The 22,940-nt window shown below is 64.1% G+C and carries 18 protein-coding genes; 7 read left to right on the top strand and 11 right to left on the bottom strand.

All coding sequences use genetic code 11. From position 1 onward, the window contains the following. Positions 1-130: 130 nt before the first annotated feature. The 3 genes from rraA to ppsA all read right to left on the bottom strand — a co-directional run bounded on the left by rraA (position 131) and on the right by ppsA (position 4,181). Positions 131-619: a ribonuclease E activity regulator RraA gene (gene rraA, locus HMPREF2886_RS07915; protein WP_033977273.1), complete on the bottom strand. Its 489-nt coding sequence runs from the start codon at positions 617-619 to the stop codon at positions 131-133. 106 nt (positions 620-725) lie between these two features. Then, a complete protein-coding gene (locus HMPREF2886_RS07910; RefSeq protein WP_070747081.1) occupies positions 726-1,736 on the bottom strand; it encodes an alpha/beta fold hydrolase in 1,011 nt (336 codons plus the stop codon). A gap of 69 nt (positions 1,737-1,805) precedes the next feature. Further along, a complete protein-coding gene (gene ppsA / locus HMPREF2886_RS07905) occupies positions 1,806-4,181 on the bottom strand; it encodes a phosphoenolpyruvate synthase (protein ID WP_033973001.1) in 2,376 nt (791 codons plus the stop codon). Between the two features lie 171 nt (positions 4,182-4,352). On the opposite strand from ppsA, the gene HMPREF2886_RS07895 reads away from it, so the two are divergent. The 4 genes from HMPREF2886_RS07895 to HMPREF2886_RS07880 all read left to right on the top strand — a co-directional run bounded on the left by HMPREF2886_RS07895 (position 4,353) and on the right by HMPREF2886_RS07880 (position 8,520). Beyond that, on the top strand, positions 4,353-5,171 hold the full coding sequence (locus HMPREF2886_RS07895) for a posphoenolpyruvate synthetase regulatory kinase/phosphorylase PpsR (RefSeq protein WP_003087813.1): 819 nt from the start codon (positions 4,353-4,355) through the stop codon (positions 5,169-5,171). Positions 5,172-5,461: 290 nt separating this feature from the next. Continuing rightward, positions 5,462-6,001, top strand: coding sequence for a retropepsin-like aspartic peptidase RloA (locus HMPREF2886_RS07890; protein ID WP_033973000.1), 540 nt, complete (start codon positions 5,462-5,464; stop codon positions 5,999-6,001). A 5-nt stretch (positions 6,002-6,006) separates the two neighbouring features. Continuing rightward, positions 6,007-7,533, top strand: a complete 1,527-nt coding sequence (locus HMPREF2886_RS07885; RefSeq protein WP_033972999.1) for an osmotic stress tolerance membrane protein RloB — start codon at positions 6,007-6,009, stop codon at positions 7,531-7,533. Between the two features lie 3 nt (positions 7,534-7,536). Further along, a complete protein-coding gene (locus tag HMPREF2886_RS07880; RefSeq protein WP_003120311.1) occupies positions 7,537-8,520 on the top strand; it encodes an alpha-L-glutamate ligase-like protein in 984 nt (327 codons plus the stop codon). A 56-nt stretch (positions 8,521-8,576) separates the two neighbouring features. On the opposite strand, the gene HMPREF2886_RS07875 is transcribed toward HMPREF2886_RS07880, so the two are convergent. The 7 genes from HMPREF2886_RS07875 to HMPREF2886_RS07845 form a co-directional block, all read right to left on the bottom strand. After that, positions 8,577-9,764, bottom strand: coding sequence for a MalM family protein (locus tag HMPREF2886_RS07875; protein ID WP_033972997.1), 1,188 nt, complete (start codon positions 9,762-9,764; stop codon positions 8,577-8,579). A 13-nt stretch (positions 9,765-9,777) separates the two neighbouring features. Further along, a complete protein-coding gene (locus tag HMPREF2886_RS07870; RefSeq protein ID WP_079385275.1) occupies positions 9,778-11,376 on the bottom strand; it encodes an outer membrane protein transport protein in 1,599 nt (532 codons plus the stop codon). Positions 11,377-11,395: 19 nt separating this feature from the next. Further along, a complete protein-coding gene (locus HMPREF2886_RS07865) occupies positions 11,396-12,421 on the bottom strand; it encodes a transporter (protein WP_003120313.1) in 1,026 nt (341 codons plus the stop codon). 40 nt (positions 12,422-12,461) lie between these two features. Beyond that, complete coding sequence (locus tag HMPREF2886_RS07860) at positions 12,462-13,223, bottom strand: C39 family peptidase (RefSeq protein WP_070747079.1); 762 nt, start codon at positions 13,221-13,223, stop codon at positions 12,462-12,464. 78 nt (positions 13,224-13,301) lie between these two features. Then, positions 13,302-13,739: a DUF6160 family protein gene (locus tag HMPREF2886_RS07855; RefSeq protein ID WP_003098074.1), complete on the bottom strand. Its 438-nt coding sequence runs from the start codon at positions 13,737-13,739 to the stop codon at positions 13,302-13,304. Positions 13,740-13,970: 231 nt separating this feature from the next. Further along, entirely contained in the window at positions 13,971-16,694 is a 2,724-nt protein-coding gene (locus HMPREF2886_RS07850) for a winged helix-turn-helix domain-containing protein (RefSeq protein ID WP_033972995.1), read from the bottom strand. Between the two features lie 2 nt (positions 16,695-16,696). Next, a complete protein-coding gene (locus HMPREF2886_RS07845) occupies positions 16,697-19,402 on the bottom strand; it encodes a winged helix-turn-helix domain-containing protein (protein WP_070747077.1) in 2,706 nt (901 codons plus the stop codon). Positions 19,403-19,566: 164 nt separating this feature from the next. Between HMPREF2886_RS07845 and pabB the strand changes: the two genes are divergently transcribed. Continuing rightward, positions 19,567-20,928, top strand: a complete 1,362-nt coding sequence (gene pabB, locus HMPREF2886_RS07840) for an aminodeoxychorismate synthase component I (protein ID WP_070747075.1) — start codon at positions 19,567-19,569, stop codon at positions 20,926-20,928. A 42-nt stretch (positions 20,929-20,970) separates the two neighbouring features. Here pabB and thrH read toward each other — a convergent pair whose 3' ends face one another. Next, positions 20,971-21,588 carry a bifunctional phosphoserine phosphatase/homoserine phosphotransferase ThrH gene (thrH, locus tag HMPREF2886_RS07835; protein ID WP_033972991.1) on the bottom strand — a complete coding sequence of 206 codons (618 nt, stop codon included), beginning with the start codon at positions 21,586-21,588 and terminating at the stop codon, positions 20,971-20,973. Positions 21,589-21,722: 134 nt separating this feature from the next. Between thrH and HMPREF2886_RS07830 the strand changes: the two genes are divergently transcribed. After that, the gene (locus HMPREF2886_RS07830) at positions 21,723-22,526 is read left to right on the top strand and encodes a phosphoadenylyl-sulfate reductase (protein ID WP_073648575.1); all 804 of its coding nucleotides are present in this window, start codon (positions 21,723-21,725) and stop codon (positions 22,524-22,526) included. Between the two features lie 64 nt (positions 22,527-22,590). Beyond that, complete coding sequence (locus HMPREF2886_RS07825) at positions 22,591-22,938, top strand: hypothetical protein (protein ID WP_033972990.1); 348 nt, start codon at positions 22,591-22,593, stop codon at positions 22,936-22,938. Positions 22,939-22,940 lie beyond the last annotated feature (2 nt).

Raw genomic sequence — 22,940 nt, 5'->3', positions numbered from 1 at the left:
TCAATTCATGGACTTGCAGCACAACCTTAAAGCCAGTCCTGAGACCCGTATGCGCACCCCGGGTTCATTCCAGCAAAAAGCCCCGGGACGCTGCCTGCGTCACCGGGGCCGGAACGGCTGTTAAAAAGCCCTATTCGGGCATCTTCAAGGCCTGCGGAGAAACGATGATGCCGTTGTTGTCGGCATACACGAACTCGCCGGGGCGGAAGGTGACGCCGCCGAAGGTCACGGCGACGTTCAGATCGCCGATGCCGCGCTTGTCGGTCTTCAGCGGATGACTGGCCAGGGCCTGGACGCCGAGGTCGGTCTGGGCGATCACGTCGACGTCACGGATGCAGCCATACACGACGATCCCTTCCCAGCCGTTCTTCACCGCTTTCTCGGCCAGCATGTCGCCCAGCAGGGCGCGGCGCAGCGAACCACCGCCATCGACGACCAGGACCTTGCCCTTGCCGTCCTTGTCGACCTGCTCCTTGACCAGCGAGTTGTCTTCGAAGCACTTGATGGTGACGATCTCGCCGCCGAAGGAGTCGCGGCCGCCGAAGTTGCTGAACATGGGTTCGACGACCTGGACCAGCTCAGGATAGGCATCGCACAGATCGGGAGTGACGTAATGCATGGGAAGCTCCTGTGGGTGAAGGGATCGGCTCGGGCAGCTCCGGAGGAACATCGGCCGCCCGCCCCGGCGGCGCCGGTGTGACCGGAGCCGCCATTTGCGTCACATGTTAGCCGCTGATTCCGGCTTCCGATACGTCTAGCGCCTCGCTCCACGCGGATTCGTCGCGCACCGGCGATCGCTGGCGCAGCCAGCGCTCCACCAAGGGCCAGACCTCTAGCTGGGCCGCCTTGCCGATCAGCATCTCGATATGCCCGTAGTCCTCGGCATAGCCAGCCTCGCGTCCGAGCAACAGGTATTCGCGCTCGGACGAGGCGAACTGCTCGAACAACTTGCGACAGGCCCAGGACGGGTCCTGCCGGTCCCCAGCCCCGGCGACCGCCAATAGCGGCACGTCGACCGCGGCGAGCCCCTTCCACCAGTCGTTGCCCGGCTCGCCGAAGCGGCCGAACAGCCCATGCCAGCGCAGGACCTCCAGCGCCAGGCCGACCGGCTCGTCTTCCGGCCCCTGCCGCCAACGGCTCCCGGATAGCGCGTCGACGCGGCGCAGCAGCAGGCGCGCGAGCATGCCTGCCATGGGCAACCTGAACAGCCAGTGTGCGGTGCTGACCTGGCTACCGAACAACGCCACGGAAGCGATCCGTGCCTGGTCCAGATAGCCTCCGCCCAGTCCCGCCGCCAGCACCACCCCACCGAGGGAGTGGCCAATCCAGTGCGCCGGGTGCCCGCACTGCTCGTGGATGAAGGAGGCCAGCGCCGGCAGGTCGTAGCGCGCGTAGTCGGCGACCCGGTTGTCCCGGTAACCATCGTTGCGAATCGACAGGCCATGGCCGCGCATCTCCGGCAGCCAGACATCGAACCCCGCCCGCGCCAGGTAAGGGCCTAGTCCGAGCGCACGCGGGGAGTACCAGAAGCGGCGGTTGGAAAAACTCCCGTGCAGGAGGAGCACAGGCGGCCCGCGCCGCTCGCCGGCGGCCTGCTGTCCGAGCCGGGTCACGACCAGCTCGACGCTGACATCGGGGCTGTTGCCGGGCTTCAGGCGGTAGATGTCTTCGGTGAGGTCGGCGCGCAACTCGGCGCTGACCAGGGCGACAGGAAAGAGGCGACTACTGCTTTGCATGCTTGTCTTGTACAGGAGGCACGAAAAAGGGCGGTGTTACCCGCCCTTTCCGGATACAGCGAGGACCGATCAGGCCTGGTCTTGCCCCTCGGCGAGGAAGAACCAGGTATCCAGCACCGAGTCGGGGTTCAGCGAGACGCTCTCGATGCCCTGCTCCATCAGCCAGCGGGCCAGATCCGGATGGTCCGACGGACCCTGGCCGCAGATGCCGATGTACTTGCCGGCCTTGTTGCAGGCAGCGATGGCGTTGGCCAGCAGCTTCTTCACCGCTGGATTGCGCTCGTCGAACAGGTGGGCAACGATGCCGGAATCGCGATCCAGGCCCAGGGTCAGCTGGGTCAGGTCGTTGGAACCGATGGAGAAGCCATCGAAGAACTCGAGGAACTCGTCGGCCAGCAGGGCGTTCGACGGCAGTTCGCACATCATGATGACCTTCAGGCCGTTCTCGCCGCGCTTCAGGCCGTTCCCGGCCAGCAGCTCGACCACCTGGCTCGCCTCGCCCAGGGTGCGCACGAAGGGCACCATGATCTCGACGTTGGTCAGGCCCATTTCGTTGCGGACCTTCTTCAGCGCACGACACTCCAGCTCGAAGCAGTCGCGGAACGACTCGCTGATGTAGCGCGAGGCGCCACGGAAGCCGAGCATCGGGTTCTCTTCTTCCGGCTCGTAGAGCTTGCCGCCGATCAGGTTGGCGTATTCATTGGACTTGAAGTCGGACAGGCGCACGATGACCTTCTTCGGCCAGAACGCCGCGGCCAGGGTGCTGATGCCCTCCACCAGCTTCTCGACGTAGAAGCCGACCGGATCGGGATAGCCGGCGATGCGCTTCTCCACGCTTTCCTTGATGTCCGCCGGCAGGCCGGCGAAGTTCAGCAACGCCTTGGGGTGCACGCCGATCATGCGGTTGATGATGAATTCGAGGCGGGCCAGACCCACGCCTTCGTTCGGCAACTGGGCGAAATCGAAAGCGCGATCGGGATTGCCGACGTTCATCATGATCTTGAACGGAAGGTCGGGCATGGCATCGACCGAGTTCTTGCGCACATCGAAACCGAGTTCGCCTTCGAAGATGAAGCCGGTATCGCCTTCGGCACAGGAAACGGTCACCCCCTGGCCATCCTGCAGGATCTGGGTGGCGTTGCCGCAACCGACCACCGCCGGGATGCCCAGTTCGCGAGCGATGATCGCCGCGTGGCAGGTACGCCCGCCGCGGTTGGTGACGATGGCGCTGGCGCGCTTCATCACCGGCTCCCAGTCCGGGTCGGTCATGTCGGAGACCAGTACGTCACCCGGTTGGACCTTGTCCATTTCCGACACGTCGTTGATCACCTTGACCTGACCGGCACCGATGCGCTGGCCGATGGCACGCCCTTCCACCAGGACGGTCCCCTTCTCTTTCAGCAAATAGCGCTCCATGACCGTGGCGCTGGCGCGGCTCTTCACGGTTTCCGGACGCGCCTGGACGATGTACAGCTTGCCGTCGTCACCGTCCTTGGCCCACTCGATGTCCATCGGGCGGCCATAGTGCTTCTCGATGATCATGGCCTGCTTGGCCAGCTCGGTGACCTCGGCGTCGCTCAGGGCGAAGCGGGCACGATCGGCGCGATCGACATCCACCACCTTGACCGAGCGACCGGCCTTGGCTTCGTCGCCGTAGATCATCTTGATCGCCTTGCTACCCAGGTTGCGGCGCAGGATGGCCGGACGCCCGGCTTCCAGGGTCGGCTTGTGGACGTAGAACTCGTCGGGGTTAACCGCGCCCTGGACCACGGTCTCGCCCAAGCCATAGGCGCCGGTGATGAAGACCACGTCGCGGAAGCCGGATTCGGTGTCCAGGGTGAACATCACCCCGGCGGTGCCGGTTTCCGAGCGGACCATGCGCTGCACGCCGGCGGACAAGGCGACCAGCTTGTGGTCGAAGCCCTGGTGCACGCGGTAGGCGATGGCGCGGTCGTTGAACAGGGAGGCGAAGACTTCTTTTGCTGCGCGGATCACATTGTCCACGCCGCGGATGTTGAGGAAGGTTTCCTGCTGGCCGGCGAACGAGGCGTCCGGAAGGTCTTCGGCGGTAGCGGAGGAACGCACCGCCACGGCGAGGTTGTCGTTGCCGTTGGCCAGGGCGGCGAAGGCCTGGCGGATCTCGCTGTCGAGACGGGCCGGGAACTCGGCTTCCATCACCCACTGGCGGATCTGCGCGCCGGTCTTGGCCAGGGCGTTGACGTCGTCGACGTCCAGGGCGTCCAGGGCCGCGTGGATGCGGTCGTTGAGGCCACTCTGCTCGAGGAAGTCACGGTAGGCCTGGGCGGTGGTGGCAAATCCGCCGGGTACGGAAACGCCGGCACCGGCCAGGTTGCTGATCATCTCGCCGAGGGATGCGTTCTTGCCCCCCACATGCTCTACATCATGGACGCCGAGCTTATCGAGGGAAACTACGTACTCTACCAAGGTGATCTCTCCACTATTGAATTGGAAAAGCTCAAGCGGGGCCAGGAGCAGCTCCGCTGGATTCTGGCCTGGCCCTTAGAAATAAGTGACAATGCTGCGACAGAAAGGCCTCTGACAACGCGCGGCCTATCATAGCCAAGAATCGTTCCTACCTTAAGGCTTTCGGTGCAAATGAAACGAACCGCATTCTTCATCTCGGACGGCACCGGTATCACCGCCGAAACCCTGGGCCAAAGCCTTCTGGCACAGTTCGAGAACATCAGCTTCGTCAAACTGACGAGACCGTACATCGATACCGAAGAAAAAGCGCGCGCCATGGTACAGCAAATCAATAATGCTGCCGAGTCGGACGGGGCCCGCCCGATCATCTTCGATACCATCGTGAACCGCGACATCCGGGCGGTCCTGGCGCAATCCAACGGTTTCATGATCGATATCTTCGCCACCTTTCTTTCGCCTCTGGAACAGGAGCTTTCGGCCGACTCGTCCTATTCGGTCGGCAAGTCCCACTCCATCGGCCACAACTCCAACTACATGGATCGCATCGAGGCGGTGAACTTCGCCCTCGACAACGACGACGGCGCCCGCACCCACTACTACGACAAAGCCGACCTGATCCTGGTCGGCGTCTCGCGCTGCGGCAAGACGCCCACCTGCCTGTACATGGCCCTGCAGTATGGCATCCGCGCCGCCAACTACCCGTTGACGGAAGAGGACATGGAGCGCCTGCAACTGCCGAACGCCCTCAAGCAGTACAAGCACAAGCTGTTCGGCCTGACCATCGACCCCGATCGCCTCACCGCGATCCGCAACGAGCGCAAGCCCAACAGTCGCTACGCCAGCTTCGCCCAGTGCGAATTCGAGGTACGCGAGGTCGAAAGCCTGTTCCGCCGCGAAAACATCGCCTACATCAACTCCACGCATTTCTCGGTGGAGGAGATTTCCGCAAAGATCCTCGTCGAAAAAGGCGTGGAACGGCGCTTCAAATAACCGCTCCGGGGCCAGCAGCTCGGCACCGCCGAGGTCCGTTGCCCGCTTCCGGTAACGCTTCGAGCCCCTGGATGGAATTTCGTTTCATCCCAGGGGCAAAACCCCGACCAAGTGGTATAAGCGGCTGTCGCTGCCGAAAAACCGCGTGATAGAATGCGGCCCGCATGCGCCTGGCGGGGCGCCCGGCATGCCCGGCCTGCCGAGCGCAGGTCGATGACGCAGGGTTTTCCGTCACGGACTGGACAGCGATCGCAAGATCGACCCGCCGAACGCGACACCAACCAGGACTTATGAAACTCAAGCCCTTAGCTCCCCTGTTCTGCCTATTCATCGCCGTACCAGGCCTGAGCGTAGCCGCCGAAAAGACGGTCTACGGCCTGAACGAATACGCGCGCATCAACGACCCGGACATCCAGTTGGCCGCCAAGCTCGACACCGGCGCCAAGACCGCCTCCCTCAGCGCCCGCGACATCAAGCGCTTCAAGCGCGACGGCGAAACCTGGGTGCGCTTCTACCTGGCCACCGACAACGCCGACGACACCCCGATCGAGAAGCCCCTGGCGCGGATCAGCAAGATCAAGCGTCGCCACGGCGACTTCAACCCCGACGAGGGCAAGGCCTATACCGCCCGTCCGGTGATCGAGCTGCAGATCTGCATGGGCAAGGCGATTCGCACCATCGAAGTGAACCTGACCGACCGAAGTGCATTCCAATACCCGCTTTTGATCGGCTCGGAGGCCTTGAAGAAATTCGACGCACTGGTCGATCCGAGTTTGAAATACTCGGCCGGGAAACCCGGCTGCAAACCTGATGCAAAACCTGCTGAGTAAACGACATGCGCTCTCTCAACCTGCATCTGAAAGTCCTGATCGCCATCCTGCTGACCCTGGGTGTGGCGATCACCGCCTATCAGATTTTCGTCCAGGGTATTCCCGTTACCGAAGCCGAAACCGATGACCTCTGGAACATCGATGCCAAGGTCGATTTCGTCGCCACGCCGAAAACCCCGGTCAAGGTGCAGATGTTCGTTCCGCCGTTGAGCCAGGACTACGTCAGCCTCAACGAAAGCTTCGTCTCCAACAATTACGGCGTCAGCATCAATCGCGCCGACGGCAATCGCAAGGTGACCTGGTCCGCCCGCCGCGCCAACGGCAAACAGACCCTGTACTACCGCCTGGTGCTGACCAAGCGCTACACCGGCGAGAAGACCAAGGAGAAAGGCCCGATCTTCCGCGACAGCCTGCCCCTTGAAGGTCCGGAGAAGATCGCCGCAGAAGCCCTGCTGGCCCCCATTCGCCAGCACTCGGCCGACGTCGAGACCTTCGTCAGCGAAGCCATCAAGCGCGCCAACAACGGCAACGACGACAACGTCAGGCTGCTGATGGCCGGTGACACCAGCCTGGAAAAGAAAGCGCATATCGTCGAGACCCTGCTGTCCATCGCCCACGTGCCGATGGAGCGGGTCCATACCATCCGCCTGGTCGCCGACCTGCAACAGAGCCCGGAGCTGTGGCTGCGTAGCTTCAACGGCGAGAACTGGCTGTATTTCAACGTGGTCACCGGCGAACAGGGCCTGCCCTCCGATCGCCTGATCTGGTGGCTTGGCGATGAGCCGCTGATGACTATCGACGGCGGCAAGAAGGCCCAGGTCAGCTTCAGCCTGAACAGCAGCGAGATGAACGCCATCCGCCTGGCCAAGCTGTCCGACGAGAACACCGAGGCGGCCTTCCTCGAGTACTCCCTGTACGGCCTGCCGCTGTCCACCCAGCAGACCTTCCAGATCATGATCATGATCCCGATCGGCGTGCTGGTGATCCTGATCCTGCGCAACCTGATCGGCCTGCAGACCCTCGGCACCTTCACTCCGGTGCTGATTGCCCTGGCCTTCCGCGAGACCGGCCTGCAATGGGGTATCGCCCTGTTCACCGTGATCACCGCCCTGGGCCTGTCGCTGCGCTCCTATCTCGAGCACCTGAAGCTGCAGATGCTGCCGCGCCTCTCGGTGGTGCTGACCTTCGTGGTGGTGATGATCGCGGTGATCAGCCTGTTCAGCCACAAGCTCGGCTTCGAGAGCGGCCTGTCGATCGCCCTGTTCCCGATGGTGATCCTGACCATGACCATCGAACGCCTGTCGATCACCTGGGAAGAGCGCGGCGGCGGCCATGCGATGAAGGTGGCCATCGGCACCCTCTTCGCGGCATCGCTGGCGCACATCCTCATGCGCATCCCGGAACTGGTGTACTTCATCTTCACCTTCCCGGCCGTGCTGCTGATCCTGGTCGCCTTCATGCTCGCCATGGGCCGTTACCGCGGCTACCGCCTGACCGAGCTGTTCCGCTTCAAGGCCCTGCTCAAGGACTGAACCATGTCGATCTGGAAGACCTGGAAAGACCTGACCGCGAAAGGCGTGATGGGCATCAACCGACGCAATGCCGATTACGTCCTGAAGTACAACAAGCGGCACCTGTATCCGGTGGTGGACGACAAGATCATCACCAAGGAACGCGCGCTCGAGGCCGGCATCCACGTGCCGGAGATGTACGGCATCATCGAGACCGAGAAAGGCATCGACAAGCTCAACGAGATCATCGGCGAGCACAACGATTTCGTCATCAAGCCGGCACAGGGCGCCGGCGGCGACGGCATCATGGTGATCGCCGACCGCTTCGAGGGCCGCTACAAGACCGTGTCGGGGAAGATCGTCAGCCATGAGGAGATCGAGCACCACATCTCGAGCATCCTCTCCGGCCTCTACTCCCTCGGCGGCCATCGCGACCGCGTACTGATCGAGTACCGGGTGACCCCCGACCAGATCTTCAAGAGCATCAGCTACGAAGGTGTGCCGGACATCCGCATCATCGTGCTGATGGGCTACCCGGTGATGGCCATGCTGCGCCTGCCGACCCGGCAGTCGGGCGGCAAGGCCAACCTGCACCAGGGCGCTATCGGCGTGGGCGTCGACCTGGCCACCGGCGTCACCCTGCGCGGCACCTGGCTGAACAACAAGATCGCCAAGCATCCGGACACCACCAACGCGGTGGACGGCGTGCAACTGCCGAACTGGGACGGTTTCATGAAGCTGGCGGCCGGTTGCTACGAGTTGTCGGGCCTCGGCTACATCGGCGTGGACATGGTTCTCGACCAGGAGAAAGGCCCGCTGATCCTCGAACTCAACGCCCGCCCGGGCCTGAACATCCAGATCGCCAACGACAGCGGCCTGGTGCACCGCTGCCACGCCGTCGAGGCGCGACTGGAAGAACTCAAGGCGAAAGGCATCGAAGAGTCCGCGGAAGAGCGCGTACGCTTCTCCCAGCAGCTGTTCGGCCACGTCCAGCAGCAACAGGGCTGACGTGCTTCCGGTATGAAGAAGCCCGGCTCCGGCCGGGCTTTTTCATGCCTCGGATTTCAACGCACCACGGCCAGCTCGAAGCCGCCCTGCCGGGCGTGCTCATGCACCTGCATACCCGCCTCGTTCACCGCCAGGTCCTGTAGCGGACGCTTGAACGGCTTGTTGTCGAGGGTTTGCAGCGAGCGGTCCTCGTCGGTGGTCAGCAGCAGCACGTAGCGCTCGCCGCGATTGGCCCGCACCGGTACCGTACCCTCGATGAAAGCGTAGCGATACCAGGTTTCCGGGTTCAGCTTGTACACCGCGTCGCTTACCAGCCGGGTCGGCCGCTTGTGCTCGTCGAGGAACAGCAGCGACGGGTAGACCACCTGGCGGTTGGCGAAACTGCGGATGCGCAGGCCGTAGACCCCCTGGGAGCGCGGCAGCCGGATCGCCGCGTAGAAGCTCCTGCCCATGGGAAAGTCGAAGCTCGGCGAGAAGCGGTTCAACTCCTCGTAGCGCGGTTCGTCGGCATCCAGCTCGGTGAAGTCGCTCTCGGCGATCTGCTCGCAGCAGCGCCGTTGCAGGTCCTGGTAGAGATCGTCGATGGTCATCTCGGTGCCCTTGAGCAAAGCCTTCAGCGCATCGCTCTGCTGGCCAGCGCCATCCAGGCCGGGCAACGCCGCCGGACGCTGCTTGAACTCGATCTGCCGGCCCTCGGTGAAGGCGATCTGCGACGAAGGCGCGGCCTCCCGCTTGAAGCGCGCCGCACGCTCCTCGGGCGGGATCTGCGAGTTGTGCATGCGGCCCTTCTCGTCCACCCAGGTGTAGTAGGGACTGCCGTTCTCGCTGCGAACGAAACCCTTGCCCTCGAAAGCCTCGGCATCGATGTATTCGGCGGAGTGCTCGCCGTTGGGCAGGACATAGTCGGCGCGCTGGCCGGCGACCTGGGCGCCGGCATAGAAACTGTTCTGCACGTTGCCGTTGGCATCGATCCAGGTGTAGTAGCGACGCTTGCTCTCCCCTCCGCTCTTGTTCCCCGGCCACTGCGTGGCGTTGTCCGCATTGTTCAGCACCCGCGCCTGGTCGCTCTGGCCGATGCGCTGCCGCGCCTGGCGCTGCTGGCGGTCGAACTGGCCGTCGACGAAGGTGTTGTGCACCCCGCCATTGTCGTCCACCCAGGTCAGGTAGCGCCCGCCGGAAGCCCAGCCCGGCGAAGACGCCGGCAACGCCAGGGAGAAGACGCAAAGTACGATGGATGCGCGCATCATGCTCCAGCCCTCAGAAGGTCGTACGGTAGGTCATGGCGAAAATATAGGCCTTCACCGTGGTGTCCACGTCCAGTCCCGCGTAGGGGTTGTACACCAGGTTGTCGAGCCCGGTGCAATTCAGGTTGCAGCTGGTATCGGCCTTGACGCTCTGCTTGGTGACGAAGTAGTTGAAACCGACATCGATCACCGTGTCCTTGTCCCACTGGTAGCCCAGCCCCAGGCCGTAGAGATTGGCATCGCCGATCGGCACCAGGATGTCCGCCTGGCCCTTGGGGATCGCCGAAGGCCGGTATTCGTAGCCGGCGCGTAGCTGCAAACGGTCGTTGACGTCGTACTGCACGCCCATGGCCCAGCTCCAGGTATCGCGGTAGCCACGGTCGAGGGTGATGCTGTGGCTGGTGGCGTCCTTCGAGTCGAGGTACTTGGCGATGCGCAGCAGGTCGAGCTCGCGGTCGAACTCGATCTTGAACTCGTTCCAGTCGCTGTAGCCGTTCCATTTCAGGTCGAAGTTGAATTGCCACTTCTTGAACGGGCGCAGCTTCACGCCGGTGGAGAAGGCATCCGGATAGACCATGTTCATCGTGGCGTTGCCATGCTCTTCGTCGACGTTCCCGTAGGGGAACATCTGGCCGAGGATCGCACCGCCGAGCGACTTGTGCACCCCGGTCCAGAAACCCTGCCAGCCCTGGCCGTAGTCGACCCGGTACTTGCCCTTGAGCTTCATCCGCGACTCGCTCTGGTAGGTCGCGCCCCAGGCGAACCAGTCGGTCGGCTCCCAGAGCACCCCGAGGTTGAAGCTGGGCGACAGCGATTGCTGCATGTCCAGGTCGATATTGGCCAGGTTCTGGAACGGACCGATGTTGCCGCCGCAGACGTTGAAGAACACCTCGAGGATCTCCTGCATTCCCGGCAGGCAACCGATCTCCTTGGTCTGCTGCAACAGCCCGAGCAACTGGTTCGGCGCCCGGAAATCCTCGTTCAACGCCACCGCCTGGTGGGAAAAACCCACCGACAGGCCGACCGACAGCTCGTCATTGACCTGGTAGGCCAGGGTCGGCGAGAAGTAGGTCAGCCGCTGCAACGACACCTCGCGTCCCTGGTAGCGCGCCGGATCGCTATCGGAATCGCGGCTGTAGCCCAGCGCCTGCGGGGTGTAGACGTTGGTGGCGAAGGTGAACTTGGAACCCGGTGGGTTGATCGAGATCCCGGCCAGCGGCGCCACCAGCAACGGTACGTCAGTCATGCCGCCGAGGCCGGGCAGGTACATGGTCGGGGTCAGGGTCCGGCTGTGGCTGTTGGCGACAGGGTCGTCGCGCAGGCCGAAGGTGCCTTCGCCGTAATTCGGCGGCGCCTTGAAGCCGGCGCGGATGTCCATTACCCCGGTGAGCAGCTTCACGGTCGCCTGGCGGCCCTTCATCCTGGTCAGCGCCGCCGGGTTGTAGTGCACCGAATCGATGCCGGTCTCGTCGGCGGTCACGGCGTTGCCGAGTGCCATGGCTTTCGGATTGCCGATGGTCAGGTCGTTGGCCATCTGCGCGCCAGCCGGCGGAATCCAGGCCAGGCCCACCCCTGCCAGCGCCAGCCAGAGCGGCGCAATGCGCATCTTCATAACAGGCCTCGCTCGCGGGTTACTGGGCCTTCAGCCCTTTGATATCGAGGGGTACGGATAACCCCAGCAGTACATCCGGCGAGTCTTCCGTGAGGCCGAAGCCGGCGTTGACGTTGACGATGTAGTCCGGCGACGTCCGCAAACCGAGCGAGAAGTTCATGATGCTGCTGGTCTGTTCGGACGACTCGAACGTACCGGCAGTGGTGTGATAGCGGTTCTTCAGCGTGTAGGCCATCTGGTACGAGGTCGCCAGAGAGACGTCGTAGGACAGCGCATAGGCCATGCCCATGTTGAAGTTGATCGTGTTGCCGGGCGAGACCTTCTCCAGCTGGGAGTTGTCGGCCAGGGTCTGGTGCACGTCGTCCACCGGCAGGTTCCAGGTGTAGCCGAGCGAGCCGTAGAGGACCACCGGGTCGATCACATAGGACATGTTCGCGCCGAAGCCCAGGCTGTAGTAGCCGTTGCCGGTGGAGATGTCCTTGTCCAGGTTGGTCTTGTAGGGACTGTCGCCGGTCGGCAGGCCGATGGTGGTATACAGCGTGGTGACCGGCCGCCCGCGCACCGCCGCCCAGGGCTGCCAGCGCAAGGTCGCGGAAACGTCGCCGAGGCTGTAGGCGTGGGTATCCATCTCGGTGTCGTACTTGGCTACCAGCGGCAGGCGGAAACTGAAGGTGAGGTTGTCCCAGATCCCGTAGTCGAAGGTGAAGGAGTTGGTGAAGGTGTGCTGGGACTGGCTCTGCCGGCCGGCGAGGCCGTATATCTGCGTGCCGCCGCTGGTCTTGGTCAGCGGCACCAGGGTTAGCCGCTGGTCGCGCACCAGCGCGTAGTCGAAACCGTAGGTCAGGGTCCGCTCGCCCTTCTTAAGCAAGGTGTAGCTCTTCTCGGCGGCCTGGAAAACCTCCTCCAGCGCTTTGGCGCTGTCGGCATCGTCATTCTTCTTGGCCAGCGCGTCACGGGCCTGGTCGACCGAGGCTTCCTCGGCAACGGACAAACCGCTGATAGACAGCATCAGCGCCGCCGCGCATGTGTACCCCCTGATTCTCATGGCGCTATCCCCAGAGATTGTTCTTGTTTTTGGGTATCTGCTACTTGGTGCGCAGGTGTATGACGTCGCCACCAGTGCCCAGCTCACGGACCTGGTTTTCAGTGATCTTGTTGATCTGCGGAAACTCGCGGAACGCCAGCAGGCTGACGGTGCGGTCGTCCACCAGGCGCATGTCGCGATCGTTCAGCACCAGCGCGTTGCGGGGCTCCTGCCCACTCGGGAAAATCACGAACAGGACGTTCTGGTCCCAGATTTCCTCGAAGCGCGTCCGGGTGAAGCTGATGTTGCCCAAGGCCGGATCGGCGACGAAGACGTGATCGTTGTAGACATCGCGCACCACCACGAAATGCTTGAAGCCGGCATAGTGGATGGGGACCAGCGCCGGATGCTCGAGAGCGTCCAGGTCGCTGAACTCGGCGCGAAAACCACCGCTCTTGTAGCCCAGCGCTGCGGCGTAGCGCTTCATGTCGAGCAGCGAGAAACCGCGGCGCTGCACGATCTTGTCGGCCTCGCCATAGCGCAGCAGGCCTTCCATGACCTGGCGTTCCTCGAGATTGCGCCCGAGGTAGTAGTCCAGCAGCGTGGTAAGGGCCGCCGAGCCGCAGCTGTAGTCATAGGCCTGGCGGATGACGTTGCGGAACTGCAACTGGCTCATCGGCTCCAACTGCACCGATTCGCGGTAGGGTCCATTGGGGGTCAGAGGCTGGCTGAGGTTGACCGTGCCCTGCGGTTGCGGCTTGGTATCGACCGTCTGGGTGAACCCAAACAGCCCGATCAGACTTCCCAGCAAAATCTCGAACATCGCCCCGTCGTACCTCTTTCGGAGAAAGACCCCGCCGATGCCTCGGCGAGGTCTTCGCGTCTCGACTCGGTTCCTGGATCAGTGACCCCAGACCTTGATGGTGGAACCGGCCATGTTCAGCCCGGAGACGGTCAGCGAGCCGATGCTGGCGGCGCTGGTGTCGCCCACCTTGATGGCGCCAACGGTCACGTCGCCAGTGATGGCCGGCAGGCCGATGGCCAGTTGCTGGGTCGACTTGCCGCCGATATCGGTGGTGACGACGTCGATGGTCAGCGGCTTGGTATCGTCGATGGTCAGCGCCGGCAGGCTGATATTCTCCAGCCGCAGGGAGCCGCCATTGGTATCGGTATCGGTGTAGGTCACGGCCCCGACGGAGCCCTGGAAAGTACCGGAAATGCTGATGCCTGCCTGGCCGGTCACGTCGGACAGCGCGCCATCGTCCATGGCTTTCAGGTCGGCATGCGCCAGCAAGGGAGCAGCCAGAACAGCAGTTGCAAGGAACAGGTGCTTTTTCATTGTTATTTCTCCAGTGTTCAGGTGTGGTTTGCCCCAGGGCACTGCCGTTTGCATCCTGTCCCCGGCAGATCGACCGGCATCTCGCCGGCCTCCAGGTCCGGTACTGCTTCCCTAGGTGTCCCGGCCATGGATTCGGTAGAGCCTCATGCTCTCTCGTCCTGGATTCCAAGCTACTGGGCCACCCCTTCCGCCGCCAGCCCATCCAAGGGATGGAGCGATGGCGGCTGCCGCTCACGCCTCGCTCAGCAGCCCCAGGCTTTTACCCTTTAGTACGGCTTGCGTTCTGCTCTTCACACCCAGCTTGGCGAACAGGTTATGCAGGTGCCACTTGATGGTGGCTTCCGACAGGTGCACCGCCTGCGCGATATCGCGGTTCGACAAGCCCGCCGCCACCAGCCGCAGGATTTCCCGTTCGCGATGGCTAACATCCTGATTTTCATCGAAACTTTCCGGGTCCACGGAGAGCTTCCGGCACTGCTCGCGGAGCAGGTCGGCCAGCCCCTGCCAGGCCGCGGCACGCTTGGGTTCCGCTTCCCTCCAGCTTTCCCACATCGGCAACAGCCACAACGCGTCGTCCTGGAACAGCCGGCGGTAGCCGAGATTCCAGGCTTCCTCGAGCGTGGCGAGGAACAGGCCGATGGCTTTTTCGCTGTTACCTTTCTGCCAATACGCCACAGAAAGTAACAAGGACAAACGCAGCCGCCGATCCCTCTGGTAAGCGGAAGAGTAGCCGGCCAGACAGCTTTCCAGCTTGCTCTGCGCGCGTTCCGCGTGACGCTCGGACAATGCCAGCCGAGCCTCCGCCAGGACCAGGGCGGTCTGTGCGTCGGCATGCCGCTCGCCGGAGAGCCCGGCAAGATGCCGCTCCAGTTGCAGGCAGACACGCTCGGCTTCGTTCGGACGGCGCAGCCACAGCAGGAACTGCACCTTGCAGCTCATGGCGTGAGCATAGACACGCTCGTAGCCGGGCGAGAGCAGACCGCTCAGCCATTCGTCGAGTTGCGCCAACCCCTGCTCGGCGGCGCCGGAGAAGAAGCGCGCCTTGGCCATGACCAACTGGCCGCGACTGAGCAGTTCCACCGGCGTCGCGACATCCCGCCAGACCGTCGCCAGCGGTAGTTCGGCGAGCACGCCGGCATGCCGGTCCTGCTCGTAGAGCAGGTCGGCATAGGCCAGCGACAAGGGCCCGCCGACCCGGCTGCGCCGGCCGAATACCTGCTCGACCCGGTTGCGCGCCGACTCGGCGATCGCCCTGCCCCGCTCCAGGTCGCCACTCTCCTTGCAGATCAGGGATTCGATCAGGCTGGTCACCACCTGCAGGTACTCGCTGTCGGCGACTTTCAGGTCCTCCCGCGCGGAACCGATGGCGCCGGCGGCCTCGGCGTAGTCGCCGAGCAGCGCATGCGCCGAAGCCTGCACGCAGAGCAGGCTGGCGCGGAACACCGGCTGGTTGCTCGGGACCATGGACAGCCAGTGGCGGGCGACCTTCAGGCAGGCTTCGAGCTTGTCCTGGTAGAGCAACACCAGGGCCTTGAGCACCTGGGCGGCGGCGAGCAACTCGCCGAGCCCGAAGTGCATGACCTTGCCACGCCCCTGCAAGAGGCGGTGGCTGACCTCCTCGATCAACGCCTCGGCCTCGGCGAAGCGTTGCTCGAACGCCAGTTGCCAGGCGTAGAAGATCTGGAACACCGGATGCTCGCGGATCACCTCGGCGGGAATGCCGTTGAGCATGCCGAGGATGCCGTACACCCGGTTACCGGCGATCAGGCGCGCGCCCTGGCGCTCCAGCAACTCGGCGGCGAACAGGTAGTCGCGGGCGCGAAGGGCGTACTTGATCGCCCGGTCGGCCAGGTCGCGCCCCTCGCACCAGCGCGCCGCCGCATGCAGCAACGGGGTCGGATCGGCATGCCGGGACAGCCGCCCCTGGAGGAACTCGGCGAACAGATGGTGGTAGCGGAACCATTCGCGCTGGTCGTCCAGGGCGATGACGAACAACTGCTCGTTCTGCAGGCGCATGAGCATGTCCAGGCCGTCGCGACGTCCGGTCAGCGCATTGCACAGTTCCGCATTGAACTCATCGAGCACCGAGGTCTGGTCGAGGAACAGCTGCAGGTCGGCGGGCAGGCTGGCCAGCACGTCTTCCGCCAGGTAGTCGGCGATGTTCCGTTCGGTCCCGGAGAGCCCGCGCAGGAAACCTTCCCGGTCGGTATTGCGACTGAGGGCCAGAGCCGCCAGGTGCAACGCCGTGATCCAGCCTTCGGTGCGCTTGAACAGCAGCTTAAGCTCGCGCTCGCCCAGCTCCAGCCCCTTGAGGTCGAGGAGAAACGCATCGCTCTCCTCGCGCGAAAGCCGCAGGTCTTCCGCGCTCAGGCAGAAGGTCCAGGGCTTGAGGGTCGGCTCGTCAACCAGGAAGCGCGGGCGGAAGCGGGTCGAGGCCACCACCCGCACGTGATCGGGCAGGTTCTCGACCAGGTAGCGAACCCCATGCGGCAAGGCAGCGTGGCGGATGCGGTGGAAATCGTCGAGGAACAGGTACAAGGGGCCTTCCAGGCGACGCAGGTCGGCGAGGAAGGCATCCAGGATACCCTCCAGCGGCACCGCGACGTCGGTGCCGAGCAGATTGGCGGTATTGCCGCCGAATGCCGGGACCACTCGCTGGATGCTCGCCAGCAGGTACTGGATCAGACGCTGCGGTTCGCTGTCGGTCTCGTCGCAGGACAGCCATGCCACCGCCGCGCCCTGCTCCAGCAGGCGCAGGCGCAACTGGCAGAGGATGGTGCTCTTGCCGAAGCCGGCCGGCGCGCTGAGCACCATCGCGCGTCGCGCGCGGGCCTCGTACAGGCGGTCGATCAGCGCCTGGCGGGGCAGCAGCGGCAGCCCTCCGGCACCCGGCGGGAACAGCTTGGTCTGCAACAGCGGGATGGTGCTGGCGGGAACCCCGTCGCGACGGCCCATGGTCAGAGCAGGCTCAGCTCGCGGGCTCGCCGGATCGCCTGGGTGCGATTGCGCACCTTGAGCTTTTCGTAGATGTTGTGCAGATGCCATTTGACGGTCCCCAGGGCCAGCGACAGGCGCTGGCCGATTTCTTCGTTGGATAGGCCCTGTGCGGCCAGGCAGACCACTTCGCGCTCGCGCTCCGTCAGGCCTTCCTCGAGCGCATCCTGGGGCTTGCGCACGCCCTGCCCGGGCCAGATGCCGAGCAGGCCGCGAATGAAGGTCTGTAGCGCCGGCTGGCGTTCGGTGGATTCGAGTTGCTGGAGCAACTGGCGAATGCCGTCGCCTTCCTCGATGAAGAGGCTGCGCACCCCTTCCCGTTCGGCATTGATCAGGCATTCGCCGAGCAGGCTGTTGGCCCGTTCCTGATAGCCCAGGCGCTGATAGCTGAGCGCCGCCAGGATATCCAGGCGCAGGCGCTGCAGGCCGTGCCAGCCGGGCTGCAAGGTGCCGCGCAACTGAGTGATCTCGTGCAGCGCCTCGCTGAAATGCCCACGCCCCTGCAACAGGCGCACGCGGCTCACGCCCAGCGACCAGTTGACCGGGTTGAAGGCCATGTTGCGGTAGTGTGCCGCCATCTTGTTCCAGTCCACGCTCTTCAACCGCTGCTCGGCGCGCTTCAGGCGGTCGGGGCCGCTGTCCTGGAGAATCAGGTTGATCTCTTCGGCCATGGCCTGGGCGAAGAAGCGCCACGACTGATTGCGCGAGGCCAGGGCCTGCATCGCCGCCAGGCTGGCCAGCGCCTCCTTCGGCCGTCCCTGCAGGCGCTGGGTGCGCGCCAGGCAGATCTGTCCCTGGGCATAGAAATCGATCGGATTGATCACATCCACATGCCCGAGCGCCCAGCCCAGGCGCTCTTCCAGCCCGTCCAGCTCGATCCTGTAGTAGGCGGTCAGGGCCTCGGTGATGGTCGGCAGCGCCAGCGCGCTCCTGGACTTCTCGAACAGCGGCCGGGCACGCTGGCGGAGCCGCTCGATGAGCAGTTGCGCCTGCTTCACCTGGCCCTGCTCGAGTGCGAGGATCACCTCGACGTTGGCCAGTTGCATGTCCAGGTAGCGCCCTTCGAGGAAATGATTGCGCTGCTGCGCCAGCCCCAGCAGGCGCCGCGCCTGGTCGCCCTGGCCACGGACCACCTGGGCCAGCGCGGCGGTGATCAACACCGCCACTTCGAGGAAGGCGGCGTTCTGCCCGAGCTGGACTTCGACCCGGCGAGCCAGGGCGATGCACAGTTCCAGATCGTCCTTCTGCAACGCCACCACCGCTTTCACCGCCAGCGCGGAGAGGTACTGGTCGCCCATCGGCCCGTCGCCGCGGCTCTCCCCCCAACGCGCCAGCAGTTCGTCGATGATCCGGTTGGCCTCGCCCAGGCTGAGGTCGCTGGCCCGCGACCAGACATCGGTAAGGACCAGGATCGGATAGCGCTCGGCGATTTCGTCCGGCACATGCTTGCGCCAACGGTAGATCAGGCTGAGCTGGCCGCGGTTGATCAGCTCCAGTCCGCATCCGTCGACCAGCGCGGCGATCATCTCCGGGTCTTCCGCCGCACAGGCATGCTCGATGGCGAACGTCGGCATGTGGTGGTTGGTGAACCACAGGCTGGCGTTGAAATGCAGTTGCTTGAAACGGTCCGGATCGGAGTCGCGCAGGCGGTTGCGGAGGAAGTCGGCGAACAGCAGGTGGAAGCGATACCACTGGCGTTCGCGATCCAGCGGCAGGAGGAACAATTGCATGGACTCCAGGCGCTCCAGCAGCGCCTGGCCGTCCTGGCGCCCGGTCAGCGCGTTGGCCAGGTCGCCGCTCAATTGGCTGGCAACGCCAAGGGCCAGCAGCGCTTCCTGCAGGTCGCCAGGCAAGCGCTCGAAGACGGCCGCCAGCAGATAGGCGCTGACCGCCTGCTTGTCGCCGTCGAGCAGGGCCATTTCCTGCACCTGCGGTTGCTGGCGCAGCCACAGGCTGACGAGATGCACGCCCACCACCCAGCCTTCGGTCTGGCCATAGAGCGCCTTCAGGCAGGGCTCGTCCAGATAGAGACCGCTGCGCTCGAGGTATTCGCGGGTTTCCTCGAAGCCGAGGCGCAGCTCCTCGAGGCCGATTTCCAGCAACAGCCCCTTGGCCCGCCAGGTAGCCAGGCTCAGCGCCGGCTGCGAACGCGTGCCCAGGGCCAGGACCAGCCCGGGCGGCGCGTACTGCACCAGACGGTTGAGGCCGGTGAAGATGTCCGGGTTGCTAACCAGGTGCAGGTCGTCGAGCACCAGCAGCAACGGCCGCGCATAGCGATCGAGATCGCCGAGCAGGCTTTCGATCACCGCCACCACCGGGACCCGCATGGTGTTCTGCAGGTAGGTCTGGGCGTCGTCGCCAAGCTGCGGCACGGCTTCGCCCAGCGCCTCGATGAGCTGCCGGCAGAAACGGGCGGGGTCGTCGTCTTCTTCGGCCAGCGACAGCCAGGCCACCGCCTGGTCTGCTACAGTGCGCTCCCTGGCCAGGGCGGCGAGCGCGCAGGTCTTGCCGAAGCCGGCAGGTGCGGAAAACATAAGAACGCGTGAATGGGGGTTGCGATCCAGCAGGTTGCGGATCGCGGGGCGAAGAGAATATTCGGCTGGCACCTGAGGCGGCACTATTCTGGAGCGCGAAAGGCTGCCGGCTGCTGGATCCTGTACTGCATCCACGGCCTGTATCCCTGTGTCATTATCATTGTGGTACGGAGCCAAATCTCCGTGGGATATTTCCATAATTAGCAGATCACCCTTCTTACGTAAACTGAAGAAATGGCTCTAGGATCGACGATTCCGGCGAACTAGAATTCCTGACTGTCCCACTACCCCCACTTTCCATGCCCAGTTGTCATGTTCACCCCCTGCCCTACCATAGCGACCCAAGCTGTCTCTTTGCCATCATCCATGAGGCGCCCGGTGCGGTGATGCTCGATTCGGGTCGCCCCATCGCTACCCGTGGACGCTATGACCTTATGAGCGCCTGGCCATTGGCAGAACTGGCGCCGCTGCCCGACGAATCGGCCAACCGCTTCTTCGCCCGCCTACGCGAAGCGGCCGGAAGCCTGGGCCCCGCGCAGCTGCCAGCCCCGTACGAACTGCCCTTCGCCGGCGGTCTGCTGGGCTATTTATCCTACGACCTGGGTCGCCGCATCGAGCGCATCGGCGAACACGCCCGCGACGACCTGGGCCTGCCGCTGGCGTCCGTCGGCCTGTATGCCTGGGCGCTGATCAGCGACCACCAGGCCGGAACCAGCCAACTGGTATTCCACCCGCGATTGGACGGGCGCGAACGCCAGCGCCTGATCGCCCTGTTCAGCGAGGAAGCGCAAGACGCGGCCGGCAACTTCAAGCTTCTGGGAAAATTCCGACGGAGCATCAGCACATCCGACTATCGGCAGGCGATCCGCCGCATCCAGGACTACATCCAGGCAGGCGACTGCTACCAGGTGAACTATAGCCAGCGCTTCCAGGCCGCTTGCAGCGGCTCGCCGTGGCCGGCCTATCGCGCCCTGCGCGAGGCCTGCCCGACGCCGTTCTCCGGCTACCTGCGACTGGCCGACGGCGCGATCCTCAGCCTGTCGCCGGAGCGCTTCCTCAAGCTCGGCAAGGGCAAGGTGGAAACCCGGCCGATCAAGGGCACCCGCCCGCGCGGCAAGACGCCCGAGGAGGACATGGCGCTGGCGGCATCGCTGCTGGCCAGCCCCAAGGACCGCGCGGAGAACCTGATGATCGTCGACCTGCTGCGCAACGACATCGGACGCAGTTGCCAACCTGGCAGCGTACGAGTACCGGAGCTGTTCGCCCTGGAAAGCTATCCCAACGTGCATCACCTGGTGAGCAGCGTCACCGGCGAACTGGCGCCGGGCAAGGACGCCCTCGACCTGCTGGAAGGCAGCTTCCCCGGCGGCTCGATCACCGGCGCGCCGAAGATTCGCGCCATGCAGATCATCGACGAGCTGGAACCGAGCCGACGCGGCATCTACTGCGGCAGCCTGTTCTACCTCGACGTGCGCGGCGAGATGGACAGCTCGATCGCCATCCGCACCCTGCTGGTCAGGGACGGCCAGGTCAGTTGCTGGGGCGGCGGCGGCATCGTCGCCGACTCGCACTGGGAGGACGAGTACCAGGAAACCCTGGACAAGGTCCGGGTGCTGCTGGAAACCCTGGAAGGGATGGCCGGGACAGCGCCCCCGGAATAGAAAAGAGCCCGCGTTCCGCGGGCTCTTTCATCGGCGGCGCGGCTACAGGCTCAGCGGACGGCTGGAAGCCTTGAGGAACTCGCGCTTGAGGTCTTCGTAGGTATGCACCGCGGGGAACTGGGGAAACTCGCGGATCACGTTTTCCGGGGCATGGAACAGGATGCCGGCGTGGGCCTCGGAAAGCATGGTGGTGTCGTTGTAGGAATCGCCGGCGGCGATCACCCGATAGTAGAGGCTCTTGAAGGCGATCACCGACTGCCGCTTGGGATCCTTCTGGCGCAATTGATAGCCGACCACCCGGTCGCTGTCGTCGATCTCCAGCTTGTGGCACAACAGGGTCGGGAAGCCCAGCTGGCGCATCAGCGGCTGGGAGAACTCGTAGAAGGTGTCGGAGAGGATCACCACCTGGAAGCGTTCGCGCAGCCAGTCGACGAATTCCACCGCCCCCTCCAGCGGCTTCAGGGTGGCGATCACCTCCTGGATGTCGCCCAGCTTCAGGCCATGTTCGTCGAGGATGCGCAGGCGCTGCTTCATCAGCACGTCGTAGTCCGGAATGTCCCGGGTGGTCGCCTTCAAGGCGTCGATACCGGTTTTTTCCGCGAACGCGATCCAGATTTCCGGAACCAGCACGCCTTCCAGGTCAAGACAGGCAATTTCCACAGGACTCTCCTCGAAATTCTCTGAACGATGGGGTGACGACGGACGCGGCACTCTAGCCCCTCGCCGAGGGCAAGGCAACGCCAGCTTATTCCTGGAATAAAGGTCGACCGGGGTAAATGGTTATTTAGGGCCATATGCCGCCCTTTGCTACCATCCCCGCCACAGAGCGCGACAGCGCCGCCCAGCACCAGGACCCCAGCCCGATGAGCCAGCCTTTCGACCTTCCCGCCCTCGCTTCCAGCCTTGCCGACAAATCCCCCCAGGACATCCTGAAAGCCGCCTTCGAGCACTTCGGCGACGAGCTGTGGATCTCCTTCAGCGGCGCCGAGGACGTCGTCCTGGTAGACATGGCCTGGAAGCTCAACCGCAACGTGAAGGTGTTCAGCCTCGACACCGGTCGCCTGCACCCGGAAACCTATCGTTTCATCGACCAGGTCCGCGAACACTACGGCATCGCCATCGACGTGCTTTCCCCCGACCCGCGCCTGCTCGAACCCCTGGTGAAGGAAAAGGGCCTGTTCAGCTTCTACCGGGACGGCCACGGCGAGTGCTGCGGCATCCGCAAGATCGAACCGCTCAAGCGCAAGCTCGCCGGCGTGCGCGCCTGGGCCACCGGCCAACGCCGCGACCAGAGCCCCGGCACGCGCAGCCAGGTGGCGGTGCTGGAAATCGACGGTGCCTTTTCCACGCCGGAAAAGCCGCTGTACAAGTTCAACCCGTTGTCGTCCATGACCAGCGAGGAAGTCTGGGGCTATATCCGCATGCTCGAACTGCCCTACAACAGCCTGCACGAACGCGGCTATATCAGCATCGGCTGCGAACCCTGCACCCGTCCGGTGCTGCCCAACCAGCATGAGCGCGAGGGCCGCTGGTGGTGGGAGGAAGCCACCCACAAGGAGTGCGGGCTGCACGCCGGCAACCTGATCAGCAAGGCCTGAAACCGTCGATAGAGCGTATGCAATCGGGGTAAAGTGCGGCTCGAACCCCGAGCGGAGACCCAGCATGCGCATCACCATGGTCAAGAAAGTCCTCGCCAATGGCGAGGACTGCCGCAAGTGCAAGGAAGTCCGGCAACGCCTGGAACAAGGCGGCTACCTGCCGCGCATCCATCGCACCCTGGTGGCCGACGAACGCGACCCGAACAGCGCAGGCTGGATGGTCGCCGCCCAATATGGCGTAGAGACCGCGCCGTTCTTCGTGGTTCGCCACGACGACGGGCGCGAACAGGTCTACACCGTGTTCATGAGCTTCCTCCATGAAGTCCTCGAACCGCGAGCCGAGCAGGCCGCGGACGCCGATCGCGAAGCGCTGGCCAAGCTGGCCGGGCGCGACAATCTCGACATGCTCTGAGG

The organism is Pseudomonas sp. HMSC066A08 (genome assembly GCF_001813025.1).
Classification (GTDB): Bacteria; Pseudomonadota; Gammaproteobacteria; order Pseudomonadales; family Pseudomonadaceae; genus Pseudomonas; species Pseudomonas aeruginosa.
The sequence above is the reverse complement of the archived record's forward strand: the minus strand, read 5'-3'. Positions and strand labels throughout refer to the sequence as shown.